General features: G+C 71.9%; 15 protein-coding genes. 7 read left to right on the top strand and 8 right to left on the bottom strand.

The window, feature by feature from the left end; all coding sequences use genetic code 11:
• Positions 1 to 156 precede the first annotated feature (156 nt).
• Positions 157 to 1,272, top strand: coding sequence for a winged helix DNA-binding domain-containing protein (locus ACGFIS_RS12385; protein ID WP_392970598.1), 1,116 nt, complete (start codon positions 157 to 159; stop codon positions 1,270 to 1,272).
• Positions 1,273 to 1,600: 328 nt separating this feature from the next.
• Positions 1,601 to 2,878: a helix-turn-helix domain-containing protein gene (locus tag ACGFIS_RS12380; RefSeq protein ID WP_392970595.1), complete on the top strand. Its 1,278-nt coding sequence runs from the start codon at positions 1,601 to 1,603 to the stop codon at positions 2,876 to 2,878.
• On the opposite strand, the gene ACGFIS_RS12375 is transcribed toward ACGFIS_RS12380, so the two are convergent.
• Positions 2,859 to 3,128 (bottom strand): hypothetical protein, encoded by a 270-nt coding sequence (locus tag ACGFIS_RS12375; RefSeq protein WP_392909414.1) that lies wholly within the window; start codon positions 3,126 to 3,128, stop codon positions 2,859 to 2,861. The genes ACGFIS_RS12380 and ACGFIS_RS12375 overlap by 20 nt on opposite strands.
• Before the next feature lie 152 nt (positions 3,129 to 3,280).
• Here ACGFIS_RS12375 and ACGFIS_RS12370 point away from each other — a divergent pair, with 152 nt between their 5' ends.
• Both ACGFIS_RS12370 and ACGFIS_RS12365 read left to right on the top strand, forming a co-directional pair.
• On the top strand, positions 3,281 to 4,030 hold the full coding sequence (locus ACGFIS_RS12370; RefSeq protein WP_392909412.1) for a GntR family transcriptional regulator: 750 nt from the start codon (positions 3,281 to 3,283) through the stop codon (positions 4,028 to 4,030).
• Positions 4,031 to 4,032: 2 nt separating this feature from the next.
• The gene (locus ACGFIS_RS12365) at positions 4,033 to 4,635 is read left to right on the top strand and encodes an NUDIX domain-containing protein (RefSeq protein WP_392909410.1); all 603 of its coding nucleotides are present in this window, start codon (positions 4,033 to 4,035) and stop codon (positions 4,633 to 4,635) included.
• On the opposite strand, the gene ACGFIS_RS12360 is transcribed toward ACGFIS_RS12365, so the two are convergent.
• The 4 genes from ACGFIS_RS12360 to ACGFIS_RS12345 all read right to left on the bottom strand — a co-directional run bounded on the left by ACGFIS_RS12360 (position 4,610) and on the right by ACGFIS_RS12345 (position 9,843).
• On the bottom strand, positions 4,610 to 6,547 hold the full coding sequence (locus ACGFIS_RS12360) for a DUF4153 domain-containing protein (RefSeq protein ID WP_392909408.1): 1,938 nt from the start codon (positions 6,545 to 6,547) through the stop codon (positions 4,610 to 4,612). The two genes, ACGFIS_RS12365 and ACGFIS_RS12360, sit on opposite strands and share 26 nt — an antisense overlap.
• Entirely contained in the window at positions 6,544 to 7,611 is a 1,068-nt protein-coding gene (locus ACGFIS_RS12355; RefSeq protein ID WP_392909406.1) for an ATP-binding protein, read from the bottom strand. Before ACGFIS_RS12355 ends, ACGFIS_RS12360 begins: the two co-directional genes overlap by 4 nt.
• On the bottom strand, positions 7,608 to 8,297 hold the full coding sequence (locus tag ACGFIS_RS12350; protein WP_392909404.1) for a response regulator transcription factor: 690 nt from the start codon (positions 8,295 to 8,297) through the stop codon (positions 7,608 to 7,610). Before ACGFIS_RS12350 ends, ACGFIS_RS12355 begins: the two co-directional genes overlap by 4 nt.
• A 64-nt stretch (positions 8,298 to 8,361) precedes the next feature.
• A complete protein-coding gene (locus ACGFIS_RS12345) occupies positions 8,362 to 9,843 on the bottom strand; it encodes a glutamate--cysteine ligase (protein WP_392909402.1) in 1,482 nt (493 codons plus the stop codon).
• A gap of 156 nt (positions 9,844 to 9,999) precedes the next feature.
• Between ACGFIS_RS12345 and ACGFIS_RS12340 the strand changes: the two genes are divergently transcribed.
• Entirely contained in the window at positions 10,000 to 11,376 is a 1,377-nt protein-coding gene (locus ACGFIS_RS12340; RefSeq protein WP_392909400.1) for a sensor histidine kinase, read from the top strand.
• A 74-nt stretch (positions 11,377 to 11,450) separates the two neighbouring features.
• On the opposite strand, the gene ACGFIS_RS12335 is transcribed toward ACGFIS_RS12340, so the two are convergent.
• Entirely contained in the window at positions 11,451 to 12,002 is a 552-nt protein-coding gene (locus ACGFIS_RS12335) for a YceI family protein (protein ID WP_392909398.1), read from the bottom strand.
• 276 nt (positions 12,003 to 12,278) lie between these two features.
• On the opposite strand from ACGFIS_RS12335, the gene ACGFIS_RS12330 reads away from it, so the two are divergent.
• Complete coding sequence (locus ACGFIS_RS12330) at positions 12,279 to 13,097, top strand: L,D-transpeptidase (protein WP_392909396.1); 819 nt, start codon at positions 12,279 to 12,281, stop codon at positions 13,095 to 13,097.
• A 76-nt stretch (positions 13,098 to 13,173) separates the two neighbouring features.
• Entirely contained in the window at positions 13,174 to 13,896 is a 723-nt protein-coding gene (locus ACGFIS_RS12325; protein ID WP_392909394.1) for a hypothetical protein, read from the top strand.
• A gap of 111 nt (positions 13,897 to 14,007) precedes the next feature.
• Here the strand turns inward: ACGFIS_RS12325 and ACGFIS_RS12320 are convergent, their stop codons facing one another.
• Together ACGFIS_RS12320 and ACGFIS_RS12315 are read right to left on the bottom strand one after the other, a co-directional pair.
• Positions 14,008 to 14,610, bottom strand: coding sequence for a dihydrofolate reductase family protein (locus tag ACGFIS_RS12320; protein ID WP_392909392.1), 603 nt, complete (start codon positions 14,608 to 14,610; stop codon positions 14,008 to 14,010).
• On the bottom strand, positions 14,607 to 15,464 hold the full coding sequence (locus ACGFIS_RS12315) for a metalloregulator ArsR/SmtB family transcription factor (protein WP_392909390.1): 858 nt from the start codon (positions 15,462 to 15,464) through the stop codon (positions 14,607 to 14,609). Before ACGFIS_RS12315 ends, ACGFIS_RS12320 begins: the two co-directional genes overlap by 4 nt.
• Between the last annotated feature and the right edge of the window lie 311 nt (positions 15,465 to 15,775).

Here is a 15,775-nt window from a genome sequence, read left to right as displayed (position 1 = left end):
GAACCCTGGTCAGGTCACTGCCCCTACCCGGCTCGCGGAAGTTATGCCTCCCGCCGCGCCGGACCCGTCGCAGGTGGGGGGGTGCGGTGACCGGGATGGCGGCCTAGCGTGGTCTGACATGCTCAGGTCCACTCAGCCCCGGGATCGGGAGGCGGAATGATGGCCGGCCGGACGCAGGTGATCGCCTACCGGTTCGCCGCGCACGGGCTCGGCCCCGAGGGGCGGGCGGAGACGGTGCTGGCGACCGGCGTCCAGGACTATCCGCCGGGGCGGAGCGCGTCACTCGCCCTGCGGCTGCGGACGGGCCAGGCGCCGGACGCGGTGCTCGTTCATTCGATACGGGCCGCCATGCACATGCACCGTGCCGCCGACCTGGCACGGCTGGCGGCGGCGCTGCGGGTCGAGGACGGGGCCGATCTGCCTCCGCAGTCGATCGGGCCGTTCGGTGCCGGACTCGCCCAGGAGGGGATCGCCTTCGGCGCCGCGCTGGACGAGGTCGCCACGGCGATGCGGGCGGTGGTCGCGGACGGGCGGTCGCCGACGAAGGGTGAACTCAGCGGCGCCGTGAGCCCGGAGGTGGACCGGCGGCTCACGCCGTGGTGTGAGGGTTGCGGGGTGTTCCACGTCCAGGATCAGTTGTTCCGGCGGGCGACGCTTCAGGCCGGGCTCGTCATCGAGGTCGACACCGCGGCTCCGAGCCGGTTCCGTTACCGTCCGGCCGAGCCGTTCCCGCCTGCGGATCCACCCGGCTGCCGCACCGAGCTGGTTCGGTGTTTCCTGGCGACGTCCGGTCCGGCGAAACCGGCTCAGCTTGCGTCCTGGCTGGGCATCACGCCGGGCGCTGCGCGTCGTTGGTGGAAACCCGTCGAGGATGAGCTGCGTCCCGTCGAGGTGGACGGGGCCCAGTACTGGGCGCATGCCGAGCAGATCGATGCGCTCGGGGCGGCGGCTGATCCGAGTGGTGTCCGTCTGCTGCCGCCGTACGATCCGCTCACCGAACTGGGCGACCGGCATCTCCTGGTGCCCGACCCGGCCCTGCGGAAGGCGGTGTGGCGGCCGGCGGCCAATCCGGGCATCGTGCTGGTCGACGGTGAGATCGCCGGGGTATGGCGGCAACGGCGGAAACGGGACCGGCTGGCGTTGACGGTCGAGCCGTTCGATGCGCTGGATCCCCGGCAGCGTGCTGCGGCGGGGTCCGATGCGGCCACGATCGCCGGCAGTGTCGGCGCCTCCGGCTTCGACCTGGATTTCGGGCCGGCATTCCGGTCGTGACGCATCGTGAACGGCCGATGGTGCGGCCGGGTCCCGGCGGGTCGCCGGGGCGAGTCCCGCCGCGGACGGAATCTTCGCAGGTGGTGCTTCCGGTGATCGGGTGGTCCCTGACAGTGGCGGGCCGGAGGGTTTCGCCGGGCGAACCGGCCGGAGTTCCCCGATGTGTTGACTCTTTGTAACGATCCCGGCCGAATTAGGTCGAATATCGACCTACACTTTGCTCCCGGGCTCCACACGGGTCATGATTTGCCTCACACGAGTAACGTAAGTAAGTAATTACCCCCCGTGTACGGCGCGCAACGCAGGGGCACGAGAGCTGGGAGGTTCTGTGGCGGACGATGGTTCGACCACGAACGGGCGCCTGTGGCCGGATCTGCCGAGGGAACTGGCAGACCACATGCGGCCGCACCTCGACGAGGTGGCGGACGACATGATCCAGGAGATCCAGACGCGCGTCAGGGAGTACGACCGGCCGGGAGACGGCTCCTACTCGGGAACACTGCGGCTCGCCGTCGAGCGCGTGCTCCACTACTTCGTCGACCGGGTGGCCGACCCCGGGCACGACTCCGCGCCGGTGGTGGACTTCTTCCGCGCCATAGGCCGGGGCGAGGCCGGGGAGGGGCGCAGCCTCGACGCCATGCAGAGCGCGATGCGGGTCGGCGGCATGATCGCCTGGCGCCGGCTCAGCGAGGGCGCCGACGTCCTGAAGGTCTCGCCGCGCACCCTCGGTGCCGTCGGCGAGGTGATGATGGAGTTCCAGAACGACCTGGCGCACGCGGCGGCCGAGGGGTTCTCCCAGGCCAAGGCCGCCGTCGCGGGTGAGATGCAGCGCCGCCGCAAGCGCCTGCTCGACCTGCTGTTCGCCGACCCGCCCGCCGCACAGGAGGCCATCGCCGACCTTGCCGCCGCCGCGCACTGGCCCGTCCCCCGGACGGTCGCCGCGGTGGCGCTCGGCCGCCACCACCAGGGCGCCCGGCAGCCCGCGTTCCCGCCCGACGTCCTCGCCGACCTCACCCGCCGCACGCCCAGCCTGATCATCCCCGATCCGGACGGCCCCGGACGCGCCAAGCTCGTCGACCGCGCCCTGGCCGGGACGCTCGCCGTCGTCGGCCCGACCGTCCCGCTGATGGAGGCGGCGCGTTCGATCCAGTGGGCCCGCAAGACGCTCTGTCTCGTCCAGCGCGGCGTGATCGAGACGGAGAGCGGCGTGATCCGCAGCGTGGAGCACATGTCCACGCTGATCCTGTTCCAGGACGAGGGGCTCATCACCTCGCTGGCCGACCTGCGTCTCGCGCCGCTGGCGCACCTGCGGCCCAGCCAGCAGGACCGGCTGGCCGAGACGCTGCTGGCGTGGCTGCAGTCGGGCCGCAACGCCAACGAGGTCGCGATGCGGCTGCACGTCCACCCGCAGACCGTCCGGTACCGGCTGCGTCAGCTGGAGGAGCTGTTCGGCGACCAGCTTCTCGACCCGGACCTGCGGTTCGACCTGGAGATCGTGCTGCGCGCCCGCGCGCTGCTGGCGGACAACGCCGGCGAACGCCTGATCCAGCCACCCAGCGAGGCCGTCGGCGGCTCCGGCGAGGTGGTCACCTTCCGCCGGACCTGACCGTCCCGGCCCGGCCGCCCGTCCCCGGCCCGGCCGGCCCGGCGCGGAGCCGCTCGGCGGTGGCGACGCGCTCGGCCAGCCGGGTCTGGGCGTCGCAGAGCAGCCACAGTTCGCCCTCGTCCGCCGCGACGATCTCCTCCAGGCAGCCGTTCAGCAGCTGGTAGTCCGAGAGGGGGTTGACCCGGGTGGCCCGCAGGCCGCTGTTCGAGCGTTCGCTGTGCCAGCCGGGCATGCACATGATCACCGACATCGCGCGGGCTCCTTCGGTGGGCCTATGGTAGGTCTACCATAGGACGGTCTAGCACCGGTCACAACGCGTTCGGCATAACCCCAAAAGACGTCCGTTCGGTGTGGCATCTGTACGGTGTGAGGTCAACACATCGACCCGGAGCAGGATCTGGTATGCCCCGACCCCCCACGAAGGCACAGGCGATCAGCAACGCGCTGGCCGCCCGGATCATCGAGGGTGAGCTCGATCCGGGCGTGTGGCTGCCGTCCGAGCGGGAGCTGGCGCGGGAGTACGAGGCCGACCGCTCGACCGTCCGGCGGGCCCTGCGGATGCTGTCCGACCAGGGGCTCGTGCAGCCGCGTCCCGGCGCCGGCACCCAGGTGCGGACGGCGCAGCGGGTGCGGCGCGCGGCCGCCGACATCACCCGGCAGGACGGGGCGTGGCGCGGATTCCACGTCTCGGCGCGCAAGGACGGCCGCACGCCGTTCACCCGGACGACCGTCACCGAGGTCGAGGCCGGCGAGCGGCTCGCGCCCCGGCTGGACGTGCCGCCCGGGACGCGTGTCCTGGAACGTGCCCGCGTCCAGGGAGTGGAAGGCGAACCGCCCGTCCAGACGGCGACGACCTGGGTGATCCCCGAGATCGTCGAGCAGATCCCGGTGCTGCGCCAGGTCGACACCGGTCCGGGCGGCATCTACTCGCGGCTGGAGGAGGTCGGCCACCGCATCACGTTCGAGGAGTCGGTGACGTGCCGGCTGCCGTGCGCGGACGAGCAGGAGGTGCTGGAGATCGGTCCCGACCAGCCCGTCCTCACGCTGTGGCGCCGCGCGTACGACAAGGATGGCCGCGTCGTCGAGGTAACCCACCGGGTGGTGGTCGGCGACCGGCACGAACTCGTCTACCGCTACGGGTCGGGAGCCTGAGCATGCATGACACCGGAAAGCCCGGCGAGCCCGCGGTCCGCCAGGTCGGCACGCGGGTCGTCTACGAGAACCCCTGGATGGTCGTCCGGGAGGACGAGGTCGAACGGCTGGACGGCTCGCGCGGCATCTACGGAGTCGTCGACAAACCCGACTTCGTACTCGTCATCCCCGTCGAAGGGGACGGGTTCCACCTCGTGGAGGAGTTCCGGTACCCGATCGGGAAACGCACCTGGAACTTCCCGCAGGGCTCCCTCCCCGGCCGGCAGGACGCCGACCCCGAGGAACTGGCCCGCCTGGAACTCGCGCAGGAGACCGGGCTGCGCGCGGGGACGCTGAAGCACCTCGGCCACCTGCACTGCTCGCACGGGACGAGCGGCCAGGGCTTCAACGTCTTCGTCGCGTCCGACCTGCGCGCCGGGGAGACCGACCGGGAGCCCGAGGAGCAGGACATGCGGCAGCGGTGGTTCTCCAGGGACGAGTTCACGGCGCTGGTGCGGGAGGGCCGCATCACCGACGACTCGACCCTCGCCGCATTCGCCCTGCTCACCATGGACGACCAGGCGACCGCGGACGACAGCGTCAACCGGAACGGTACGAGTCGGTAGCGCAGCTCGCCGAGTCGTCCACGGGGCGGCGCTTCAGGATCTCGCGGGCCCTGCTCCGCGCGTAGTTCGCGCCCATCGCCGGCTCGTCGTCGTTCAGGTCGAGGGCGATGGAGCGCAGGGCGCAGGACCGCTGCGGCTCGGGCAGCCGGTCCAGCGCCGGGACGGCGTCGGCGGACAGCCCCCGCAGGTACTCGACGTCGACCTTGCCGGTGTCCTCGTAGCGGTCGACGTTGTGCTCGGCGATGAACCCGTCCGGGCTGATCGACACCAGCGCGATCATCGCGACGGCGCCACCGGCCGCGACCGCCCGCGGCAGCCACGCGACACGTCCCTTCACGACGCCCGCGACCGCGACCAGCACCACCACGCCGCCGAGCCAGAACTCGAACGCGTGCACCCACAGCCGCAGCCGCGTCCAGCCGAAGGTCTCCTCGTACAGGTAGAGGCGCCGCAGCGCGACCGCGACGACGACGAGGGTCAGCGCGCACAGCAGCCCGAGCAGGCCCCGGACGGTGACGCGGTCGCCGCGCCCGCCGGACGGCGCGTACCGCATGGCGACCGCGACGACCGCGAGGACGAGGACCGTCACGACGACGAGCTGGAAGAAGCCCTGCCGCGCGTACTCGGCGTAGGTGAGGCCGGTCGACGCGAGCAGCTTGTCCTTGTCGCCGGCGAGGAACACACCGGCCTGGATCGCGCAGAACACCAGGAACAGCAGGTCGAGCGCGGCGATCGGCACGGCCCACGACCAGCGTCCGGCCGGTTTGGCGGGGTCGGGGTTCAGCATCCGCAGCGGCGGCGGCGCCTGCCCGAGGTACGCGGCGGCGGACGCCACCGCCAGCGTCGCGGCACCCGCGAACGCGTACACGAAGACGGAGAGCGGCGAGATCTCGGGGACGAGACCGGAGGCGAGGCTGCCGAACGCCGCGTCCGCCCCCATGAACAGGCCGCCGAACACCGCGAGCAGCCCGGTCACGATCAGGCCCGTCCGGATGACCGGCCAGGCGTTGCCCCGGCTCGGCGACGCCGCCTGATACGCGCCGCGTCCCGCCCACGGGATCATGTAGCCGACGGCCGGCACGACCGCGAGCCCCCCGCCGAGGACCTCCACCCAGGAGCGTCCGCCGCACGCCGCGTACGAGCCGGCGGCGACGGCGAGCAGCAACGCCGGCAGGACGATCCAGTCCGCGTCCCGGACCGCCGCGCTCGCCGACAGCAGCACCGCGAGCAGCAGGAACACGACCCCGGTCCGGTTGAACCACGAACCCCCCTTCCCGGGCCCGCTCCGGACGAGACGCCCCGCCGACCAGGCCGACGCCCCGGTCACGTACGCGACGGCGGTGGCGGTGATGAGGACCCCCACGCCGAGATGCCCGCCGAGCAGCGACGGCCCGACCGTGACGGCGCCGATCAGCCCGGCGATGGCCGCGCCCGCCGCCAGCGCGGGCGACATCGGAAGCGCGGGACGCTTCCAGGCCGTGACGGCCCGGTCCAGCTTCGTCGGCGTGTAGACCATCGGAGGAGGCGGCGGATACCCGCGGACACCGTGAGGCGCCGAGTAGGGCGGGCGCCCCTGACCGGCCGGATAGTGGCCGGCCCCGTGACCCGCCGGATACTGCGCGGCCCCATAAGGCGCCTGCGGCGGCGCACCCCCCGCCGGCCCGGCGCCCATCTCCCCCGACCCCCGGGGAGGAGCGGCCTTCCTTCCGGGACCCGTCGGCGCCGCCCATCCGGCCCCCGCCTTGGCGGAGGCCGCGGTCGCCTCTCCGGGGCCGGTGTCCGCCTCCTCCGGGCCGGAGTCCGCCTCATCTGCGGGGCCGGTGTCCGCCTCGCCGGGGGCGGCGGCCGGCTCCTTGTCCGGCGGAGAGGGCTCTTCGGGCCGGCCGGACGGGTCCTGCGGAGGTTTCGTCATGCGGTTTCTCCGATGTTCGGGGGGATCACCACGCGGATGCGGCAGCCGCTCGGTGTGTCCAAGACGGTGATGTCGCCGCCGTGCAGGTCGGTCGCCCAGCTCGCGATGGCGAGGCCGAGGCCGGTGCCGCCGCCCGGCGTCCCGGCGCGGGGGCCGGACGCGGAACCGCGGGTGAAGCGTTCGAAGACACGGGCGCGTTCCTCCGGGGGAATGCCGGGTCCCTCATCGGCTACTTCGATGGCGAGACCGCCCGGCAGGTTCGCCGGACGCGCCGTCACGGTGACGGGACTGCCGTCCGGGCCGTGCCGGGCCGCGTTGTCGAGCAGGTTCGCGATGATCTGGTGGAGCCGGTCGCGGTCGGCGACGGCGTGCAGGCCGGGCGCGACATCGGCCTCGAACAGGGCGTCCGGATGCCCGGCGGTGGCTTCCGCCAGGACGTCTGCGACGAACGCCGCCACGTCGATGTCGGCCACGTCCAGCGCCGCCGCGCCCGCCTCGACCCGCGACAGGTCCAGGAGTTGCGTGACGAGGCGTCCGAGCCTCTCGGTCTGGTCCAGGGCCGATTCGAGGACGTCGGGTGTCGCGGGCGTGACACCGTCCGCGACGTTCTCCAGGACGGCCCGCAGCGCGCTGATCGGGGTGCGCAGCTCGTGTGACACGTTCGCGACGAACTCGCGCCGCTGCCGGTCGACCTCGGCGAGGTCGGCGGCCATCCGGTTGAAGGCCTGCGCCAGCTCGCCGACCTCGTCCCGCGACGTGGCCCGCACCCGGCGGCTGTAGTCGCCGCGCGCCATCGCCCGCGCCGCCGTCGTCATCTCCCGCAGCGGCGCGGTCATGCCGTGCGCGACGAGCTGTATCACCACGACCGAGATGAGCAGGCCGACCGGCATCGTCTCCCGCGCCCGGAACCCCAGCGGGTACCCCCACAGAACGATCAGCACGGCGACGCAGGCGGTGACGACCACCACGACGCCGAACTTCACCTTGATCGACCGGAGTGGGTCCAGGGGGCGGGGAAGCCTTGTCCACAGCCTGTGGACGACCCCTCGTTCGACGGCCGTCACGACGTTCCCTCCAGGCTGTAGCCGACACCGTGGACGGTCCGGATCAGGCCTTGCCCGAGTTTCCGCCGCAGCGCCTTGACGTGGCTGTCGACGACCCGCGTCCCGGACGCGTCGGCCCAATCCCACACCTGTTCGAGCAGGACGGCGCGCGTCAGCACCGTCCCGCGGTTCCGCAAGAGGCAGGCGAGCAGGTCGAACTCGGTGGGCGTGAGATGCACTTCGCGGCCGTCCCGGCGAACCCGGCGGGCCCGCGGATCGACCTCCAGCGCGCCCATCCGCACGGGCTCGTCCGCCACGGCGTCCGCCGCCGGCCGGTCGACGCGCCGCAGCACCGCGCGGATGCGGGCCACGAGCTCCCGCATGCTGAACGGCTTGGTCACGTAGTCGTCGGCGCCGACGCCGAGCCCGACGATGAGGTCCGTCTCGTCGTCGCGGGCGGTCAGCATCAGCACCGGCACGGGCCGTGCCGCCTGCACCCGCCGGCAGACCTCCAGCCCGTCGAACCCGGGCAGCATCACGTCCAGCACGATCAGGTGCGGCTCGTACGCGCGGGCGCGTTCGACCGCCGACGGCCCGTCCCCGGCGACCTCGACGCCGAACCCCTCCGCCACCAGCCGGTCGGCCACCGCCCGCGCGATCGTCGGCTCGTCCTCGACGACGAGGATCCGCGTCTCGTTCCCAGTCACGAACCAGACTCTAGAAGCCTGTTATGTGCGCATCGAGCGTGAAATGTGCAGGACTTGTGAAGAACTACGGCCCGAGGGGCCAGGTGTGGACGGGGTCGTTGTGGCCCATGTGGTCCACGTAGGAGCGGGTCATCATGCGCAGGGCCTCGTGTCTCGGGGTGCCGAAGGAGTCCTCGATCGCCTGGACGGTGTTGATCTGCCAGGCGGCGCCGGTCTGGCCGGTGACGCAGCGACGCTCGACGATCCCGAGGAGGCGGTCGCGGCGGGCCGGGTCGACGCCCCAGCGTTGGAGGCCTTCGTGGGCCAGGGGGAGGAGTTTGCGGAGGATGAGTTCGGCGGCGGGGACCTCGCCCAGGCCGGGCCAGTAAAGGTCGGCGTCGAGGCCGTCGCGGGCGGCGCGGTGGAGGTTCTCTTCCGCCGTGGCGAAGGACATGCGCGTCCAGACCGGACGTTCGTCTTCGGCGAGCATGCGGACGACGCCGTAGTAGAAGGCGCCGTTGGCGATGACGTCGGCGACGGAGGGGCCGGCGGGGAGGACGCGGTTCTCCACGCGTAGATGGGGGCGGCCCTTGACGACCGCGTAGATGGGACGGTTCCAGCGGTAGATCGTGCCGTTGTGGAGGGTGAGTTCGTCCAGCTCGGGGATTCCGCCGTCGTCGAGGACGGCGCGCGGGTCTTCGTCCTCGCAGAGGGGCAGCAGGGCGGGGAAGTAGCGGGCGTTCTCCTCGAACAGGTCGAAGACGGAGGTGATCCAGCGTTCGCCGAACCAGACCCGGGGCCTGACGCCCTGGGCCTTGAGTTCGTCCGGGCGGGTGTCGGTGGCCTGTTCGAACAGGCTGATCCGGGTCTCGTGGAAGAGCCGGTGGCCGAACAGGTAGGGGGAGTTGGCGCCCATGGCGACCTGCGGGCCCGCGATGGCCTGGGCGGCGTTCCAGTACGCGCCGAACTGGTCGGGGCTCACCTGCAGGTGGAACTGGACGCTGGTGCAGGCGGCCTCGGGGAGGATCGTGTCGGCGTGCATGTGCAGCGGTTCGGGGCCGTCGATGGCGATGCGCATCTCTTCGCCGCGGGCCGCGAAGATCTGGTCGTTCAGCATCTTGTAGCGGCTGTTGGCGGAGAGGGTCTCCTCGCCGATGTCGGTGCGCCGCAGGGTGGGCAGGATGCCGATCATGGCGAGCCGGCCGCCGACCTCCCGGGCCCGGTCGTCGGCGTGCTGGAGGTGGCCGCGGACCTCCGTCTCCAGCTCGCCGGTGCTTTCGCCGCCGAGTTCCCGGGGCGGAATGTTGATCTCCAGGTTGAACTGGCCGAGCTCGGTGGCCCAGGCCGGGTCGGCGATCGCCTTGAGCACGTCCGCGTTGCGCATCAGCGGGTCGCCGATCGTGTCGATCAGGTTCAGCTCGATCTCCAGGCCGATGTGGGGGTGCTCGAAGTCGAACTGGGATTCACCCAGCATGCGGGCCAGCACGTCCAGGCACCTGCGTACCTTGTCGCGGTACCGTCGCCGGTCCTCGCCGCTGATGGTGACCGAAGCCACGTCCCTGCCCATGTGTCCGTCCCTGTGCTCCGGAAGAACCGTCATAAAACGGGATGTCCCGGTGAGGGGAGGTGAAAACCCGGCACCAGATTTCGGGCTTCCCGATTGATGACCGGCGGGTAGCGTTGTGCCTCGTCCGGAAACCGGCATTTCCCTCGGGGAGGGGCCATGAGCCTGCGCCCCCGGTCCATCCGGGGCAGGGACACGCTCGTCGCCTCCGTGATCGCCGCCCTCGTGTTCGGCATCACCGCGATCGGCGTCGACGTCGCCGTGCGCAGCGCGGTCAACGCCGACGTCCTCCGCCAGACACAGGTCGAGGGCCGGCGGGTCAGCGGCGGCGTCCGCGACGGCACGCTGGAAGGGCCCATCGCGGACGACACCCGCGGCGGCGTCCTGATCCAGGTCGTCGCGCCCGGCGGGCGTGTGACGAACGCGACACCCGAGGTAGCGGGCAGACCGCCGGTGAGCAGACTCTGGCCGTCGAGCAACCTGCGGGTCCGCGACTACACCGAGTGCCACGGCGGCTGGCCGGACCGCCGGTGCTACGTCCTGGAGGCCATCCGCGCCACGACGGCGTCCGACTCCGTGGTCGTGTACGCGGCGTCGCCGCTGCCGTCCTATCTGGTGAACGGGCTGCTGGAGGCGCTGCTCGCCGGGAGCGTCCTGCTGCTCGCCGGGGCCGTCGCGTGGATCACCTGGCGGGTCGTCGGCCGTACCCTCGGCCCGGTCGAGGCGATCCGCGCCCAGCTCGCCGAGATCAGCGCCACCGACCTGAGCCGCCGCGTCCCGCAGCCGCCCGGGCACGACGAGATCGCCCAGCTCGCCCGGACCGCCAACGCGACACTCGACCGGCTGGAACGCGCGGTCGGACGGCAGCGGCAGTTCGCGTCCGACGCGTCCCATGAGCTGCGGACCCCGATCGCGGGACTGCGGGCCAACCTGGAGGACGCGTCGATGCACCCCGACGACAACGACCTGCGGGCCGTCATCGAGTCGGCGCTGCACGACACCGACCGGCTGGAGTCGATCGTCGCCGACCTTCTCCTGCTCGCCCGCATCGGCACCGGCGGGACCGCCGCGCAGGAGCCGATCGACCTGTCCGCGCTGGCGGACGCCGAGGTCGGCCGCCGCACCTTCGCCCTGAAGATCGCCACGGAGGTCACCCGGGACGTGGCGGTGCGCGGCGTCCGCATGCAGCTGGTCCGGCTGCTGGGCAACCTGCTGGACAACGCCGAACGCTACGCCGACTCGTCCATCACGGTCGAGGTGGCGCGGCGGGACGGCCGGGCACTGCTCACCGTCACCGACGACGGGCCGGGCATCGCGCCCGCCGACCGCGAGCGGATCTTCGAACGCTTCACCCGCCTCGACACCGCCCGCAGCCGCGGCGCCGGCGGCACCGGCCTCGGCCTCGCGATCGCGCGGGAGATCGCCCAGGCGCACGGCGGTACCCTCCGCGTCGAGGACCGTCCCGCCGGGGCCCGTTTCGCCCTCTGCCTCCCGCTCGCCGCGGCGTCCCCCGACCGGCGTCCGAACCGCGCCTGAGCCTTGGCCCGCCAAAGGGCCGCGGCAGGCCAAAGGGCCGCCCACAGCCTGTGGACGGCCCTTCTCGGTTCGGGTCAGGCGAGGACGGCCTGGACCTCAAGCTGAAGGTCGACCTTGTCGCTGAGCAGGGCCTTCTCGCCACCCTTGATCGGGATGTTGAACTCGATGCCCCAGTCCTTGCGGTTGATCGTGGCCTCGGCGGAGAACCCGGCGCGCGTCCCGCCCCAGGGGTCCTCGCCGACGCCGTTGAACTCGACGCGGAGGCTCAGCGGACGGGTGACGTCCTTGATGGTCAGGTCGCCGTCCAGGTAGTACTCGCCGCCCTCGGTGCGCACGCCCGTGGTGGTGAAGGCCATGGTCGGGTACTTCTCGACGTCCAGGACGTCGGACGTCCGCACGTGCGCGTCCCGGTCGGGGTTGCGGGTGTCGAGCGAAGCCATCTTGATCTCGGCCGTGGCCGTCGACTCGCTGAGCTCCTCGGCGATCTGCACGGCGCCGGTGAACTCGGTGAACGTCCCCCGCACCTTGGTCATCAGGTGGCGGATGACAAAGGTGACCTCGGAGTGCCCGGGGTCGATGTTCCAGGTTCCGGCGGTCAGTCCGGGGGCGACGGTGGCGATGCTCATGGGGACTCCTGCGCTAGATGTGCTTGAAAGTTCAACGACTCTGCAGAGTTTAGTTGAGGGTTCAAACACTTGTCAAACCCCGTTTGTTCCGGGCGCCCGTCAATGCCCGGCAATGGTCCGCCACCGGCCCCGGAACACGGTCCGCAACTTGTTCCACACACCGTGCAACCCCATGGCGGCCTCGTGCGTAATCAGCGGGCACAGAGGCGAACCGGAAGGACGGGAAGGGGACGCGGAGACCCCGTCCACCCGGCATCCATGACATCGGGAGTCTTCTTGAGCGACGAAACCGTGAGGGACGAAACACCGCACGGCACGGTTCTCCGGGCCCGCCGGCCCGCGGCCGGCACGGCCGCACTGGCGGTCATCGCGATCCTCGTGAGCGGCTGCGGGGGAGGACAGGAGCCGGCCGGCGCCAAGGCGTCGCCGGCGGGCGGCGCGGGCGAACTGCCCCAGGCCACCACCTACACCACCCTGGACGACCTGCCGCGCGACTCGGCGCCGTCCGCCAAGGTGGACGGGACGGTGGTGCACCCGAACGAGGCGGCGCCCGTGTCGGCCAAACCCGGCGCGCCCGCCGTCGCCGAACTGCCGGCCACCCAGCTCAAGGGCCCGACCTGGGTTCCCGTGCTGGAGAGCCGTCCCGGCTGGCGGCGCGTGCTGCTCCCGAGCCGCCCCAACGGCGTCACCGGCTGGATCCCCGACGCCGGGCTGAAGACCGCGCGCAGCACCCACGTCATCAAGGTGGACCTCAGCGAACGCAAGCTGACCCTCCTCGACTCCGGACGCCCGAAGGGAACCTGGCAGGTGGCGGTCGGCACGCGCAAGACGCCCACCCCGACCGGCCGGACGTTCCTGCTCGCCTCCCTCGCCCCGGCCAAGCCGACCTACAGCCCGCTGATCCTGCCGGTCGGCGCGCACTCCGCGACGCTCGACACCTACGGGGGCGGCCCCGGGACGGTGGCGTTCCACGGCTGGCCGTCCACGTCCGTCTTCGGCAAGGCCGTCACGCACGGCTGCGTTCGCGTCCCCGCGGACGCCCTCAAGCGCCTCGCCAAGATCCCGCTCGGTACGCCCGTCCACATCACGGACTGACGTTCCCCGATTCTCCGGCCGTGAGGCCGGTTTCCCCGCTCACACCCCAACCAGTTCAGAATCAAGGAGAACCATCGTGCGTTTGCAGGCACTCACCAAGTGCGTGGCCACCGTCGGCGCGCTCGCCCTGCCCTTCGCTGTCGCCGTCCCCGCCGCGTCCGCGACCAGCGGCGGCGCCGGCTCCGCGTTCGCCGTCTCCGCCAGCGGGCCCATCGCGATCCCGGCGACCCCGTCGGTGACCTCCACCGCCCAGAAGCCGGAGCGCAAGAGCGTCGCCGAACTGCCGGCCAACCCCCTCGTCCAGGCTGGCGTGCTCAACGCCGCCGCCTGGTCCGGGCACGCCCGCGCCTCGGTCGCCGACCTCAAGATCGCCAAGCTCGGACTCAGCGCGAGCGCGGTCACCGCCAAGTGCGAGAACGGCAACGGCGTCTCCCACCTGGTCAAGGCGTCGCTGAACGGCAAGAAGCTCAAGGCCGCCGCGACGCCCAACAGCTCGGTCAAGGTCGACCTGCCGAGCCTCGGCAACGCCACGGTCACGCTCAACAGGCACGTCCGCGACAAGGACGGCAGCCTCACCATCACGGCCATCGAGGTGAGCCTGGTCGTCGCCGGCAAGACCCAGACGATCAGCATCGCGTCCGTCACCTGCGGCAAGGACGGCGGCAAGCCCGGCGAGCCGTCCGACCCGGGCAAGCCGGGCGGCGACCCGTCCGCGTCCCCGGCGCCCGCCCCGTCGGGCCCGCCGAGCGCCGCCCCGGTGCCCACCCCCGTGACCGGCGACCTCCCCGTGACCGGCTGACCCCGTGACCGGCTGACACGTCCACGCCCGGAAGGACCCGCACCCCACGGCGCGGGTCCTTCTCGTCGCCACCCGGTTGGTCGCCGGATCAGGTCAGGACCCGGTGGCCTGTCAGCGCAGCCGGTCGTAGACCATGGCCATCTCGCCCAGCTCGCCGGTCTCCTGGTGGGCGAGCGTCCACCTGGAAGCCGGCAGGCCGTCGTCGAACAGCCGCTGCCCGCCCCCGGTGATCTCGGGGGAGATCATGAGGTACAGCCGGTCGAGCAGGTCCGCCGAGAGAAGCGCCTTGATGAGGCTCGCGCTGCTGTTGACGAGGATGTCGCCTCCGCCGGTGGCCTTGAGTTCGGCGACGACGTCCGCGGCGGGGGCGTTCACCACTCGGGTGCGTTCCCACGGCGCTTCGTCCAAGGTGGTCGAGAAGACCACCTTTTCTACGCCGACCAGCCACGTCGCGTATCCGCGATCACGCGGGTCGGCGTTCTCGTCCGAGGCGACCGATGGCCAGTACCCCAGGAACCCTTCGGCGTTGACCCGGCCGAGCAGCGCCGTCGTCGCGCCCTCCCAGATGCGGCTGAGGTGGCCCCGCGCGACCTCGGTGGTCGCATACGGGACGATCGCGCCCAGGTCGGCGGCCCCGCCAGGGCCGTTGTAACGCCCGTCGAGGGTGAGGTTGATGTTCGCGGTCACCCTGCGTCCGGGGATCTGCTCCGTCATCTGGTGCTCCTTGTATCGATGTCGTGGTCGGTGCCGTGCGTGTCCGCCGCGAGGGCGGCCGCGAGCTTGTCGAGGCTCTGGCCGAAGCCGATCTCGATGCCCGCGATGAAGTCCGCCGACTCGACGGTGCTGTCGGTGATCCGCAAGTGGACGTCGAGGTCGGTGCCGCCGCCGGTGGGCCGGAGGTCGAGGTCGACGTGGGCGGTGAAGGCGACGCCGCCGCCGGGAAGCAGAGGGGAGAGCCGGTAGGCGAGGCGCTCACCGGGGCGTACCTCGTCGACGACTCCCTCCGCGCGTCCGGCGACCATGTCGGAGCCGTCGGCGTCCTCGGCATCGCGGTACTCGTGGACGATCCGTCCAGCCGGTCGCGCCTCGAAGACGAGTTCGGAGACGCGGAGGTCGTCGGGCGTCCACCACCGGGAGAGCAGGGAAACCTCGGTCAGGTGGCGCCAGACCACATCGGGGCGCCCCGGCAGCGACCGGGGGAACCTGAACGAGCGGCCGTCGGCCCATCCCGGCGCCTTCGCGGCGAGTCGCTCCGCCTGGAGGCTGCGCCCATGGCGGTCGTAGGTCTCACGCATGCCGCCCGCCTGGTCCGCGGCGTCGGCGAGCCGGCCGAGCGCGGCCGCCAGTTCCCGCAGGGGGCCGGGCTGGAGTGCGTAGATGCGGCGCTGGCCGTTGCGCCGGGAGGTGACGACACCGGCCCGCTCAAGGGCTTGCAGGTGCTTGGTCGTCTGCGGCTGGCGCGCCCCGGCGAGCTGCGCCAGCACGCCGACCGAGCGGGGCCGCTCGGCCAGCAGGCCCACGAGCCGCCAGCGAGCCGTGTCGGCCAACGCGCTGAGAAGTGCCTCCATGAGAAGAAGTATTCTCCACGACGAATATTCGTGTCAAGGAATATTCTTACCCATGCCACCGGCCTCGTGTGACGCGGAGTCGTGCCTCCATCTGGGCGAATGGTCCGAACGCGGCGTTCGGACCGTGGGACGAATCCGGCGGCAGCCGTCACCCTGAGAACCCGGACCCTGAGAACCCGGACCCCTGAGATGAATGAACCCGAAGTAGACAGCCTTCTGCGCCGTCGGCCACAAGCCCTAATGGGCGGCCGCCTATGCAAGGAATGCGACGAGTACAACCGACGAGGACCAGGCCCCCGTGCCGGTGCCGA

The sequence above is a fragment of the Spirillospora sp. NPDC048824 genome (assembly GCF_043198455.1).
GTDB lineage: Bacteria > Actinomycetota > Actinomycetes > Streptosporangiales > Streptosporangiaceae > Spirillospora.
Note: the sequence above shows the minus strand (reverse complement) of the source record. Positions and strands in the feature narration are given on the sequence as shown.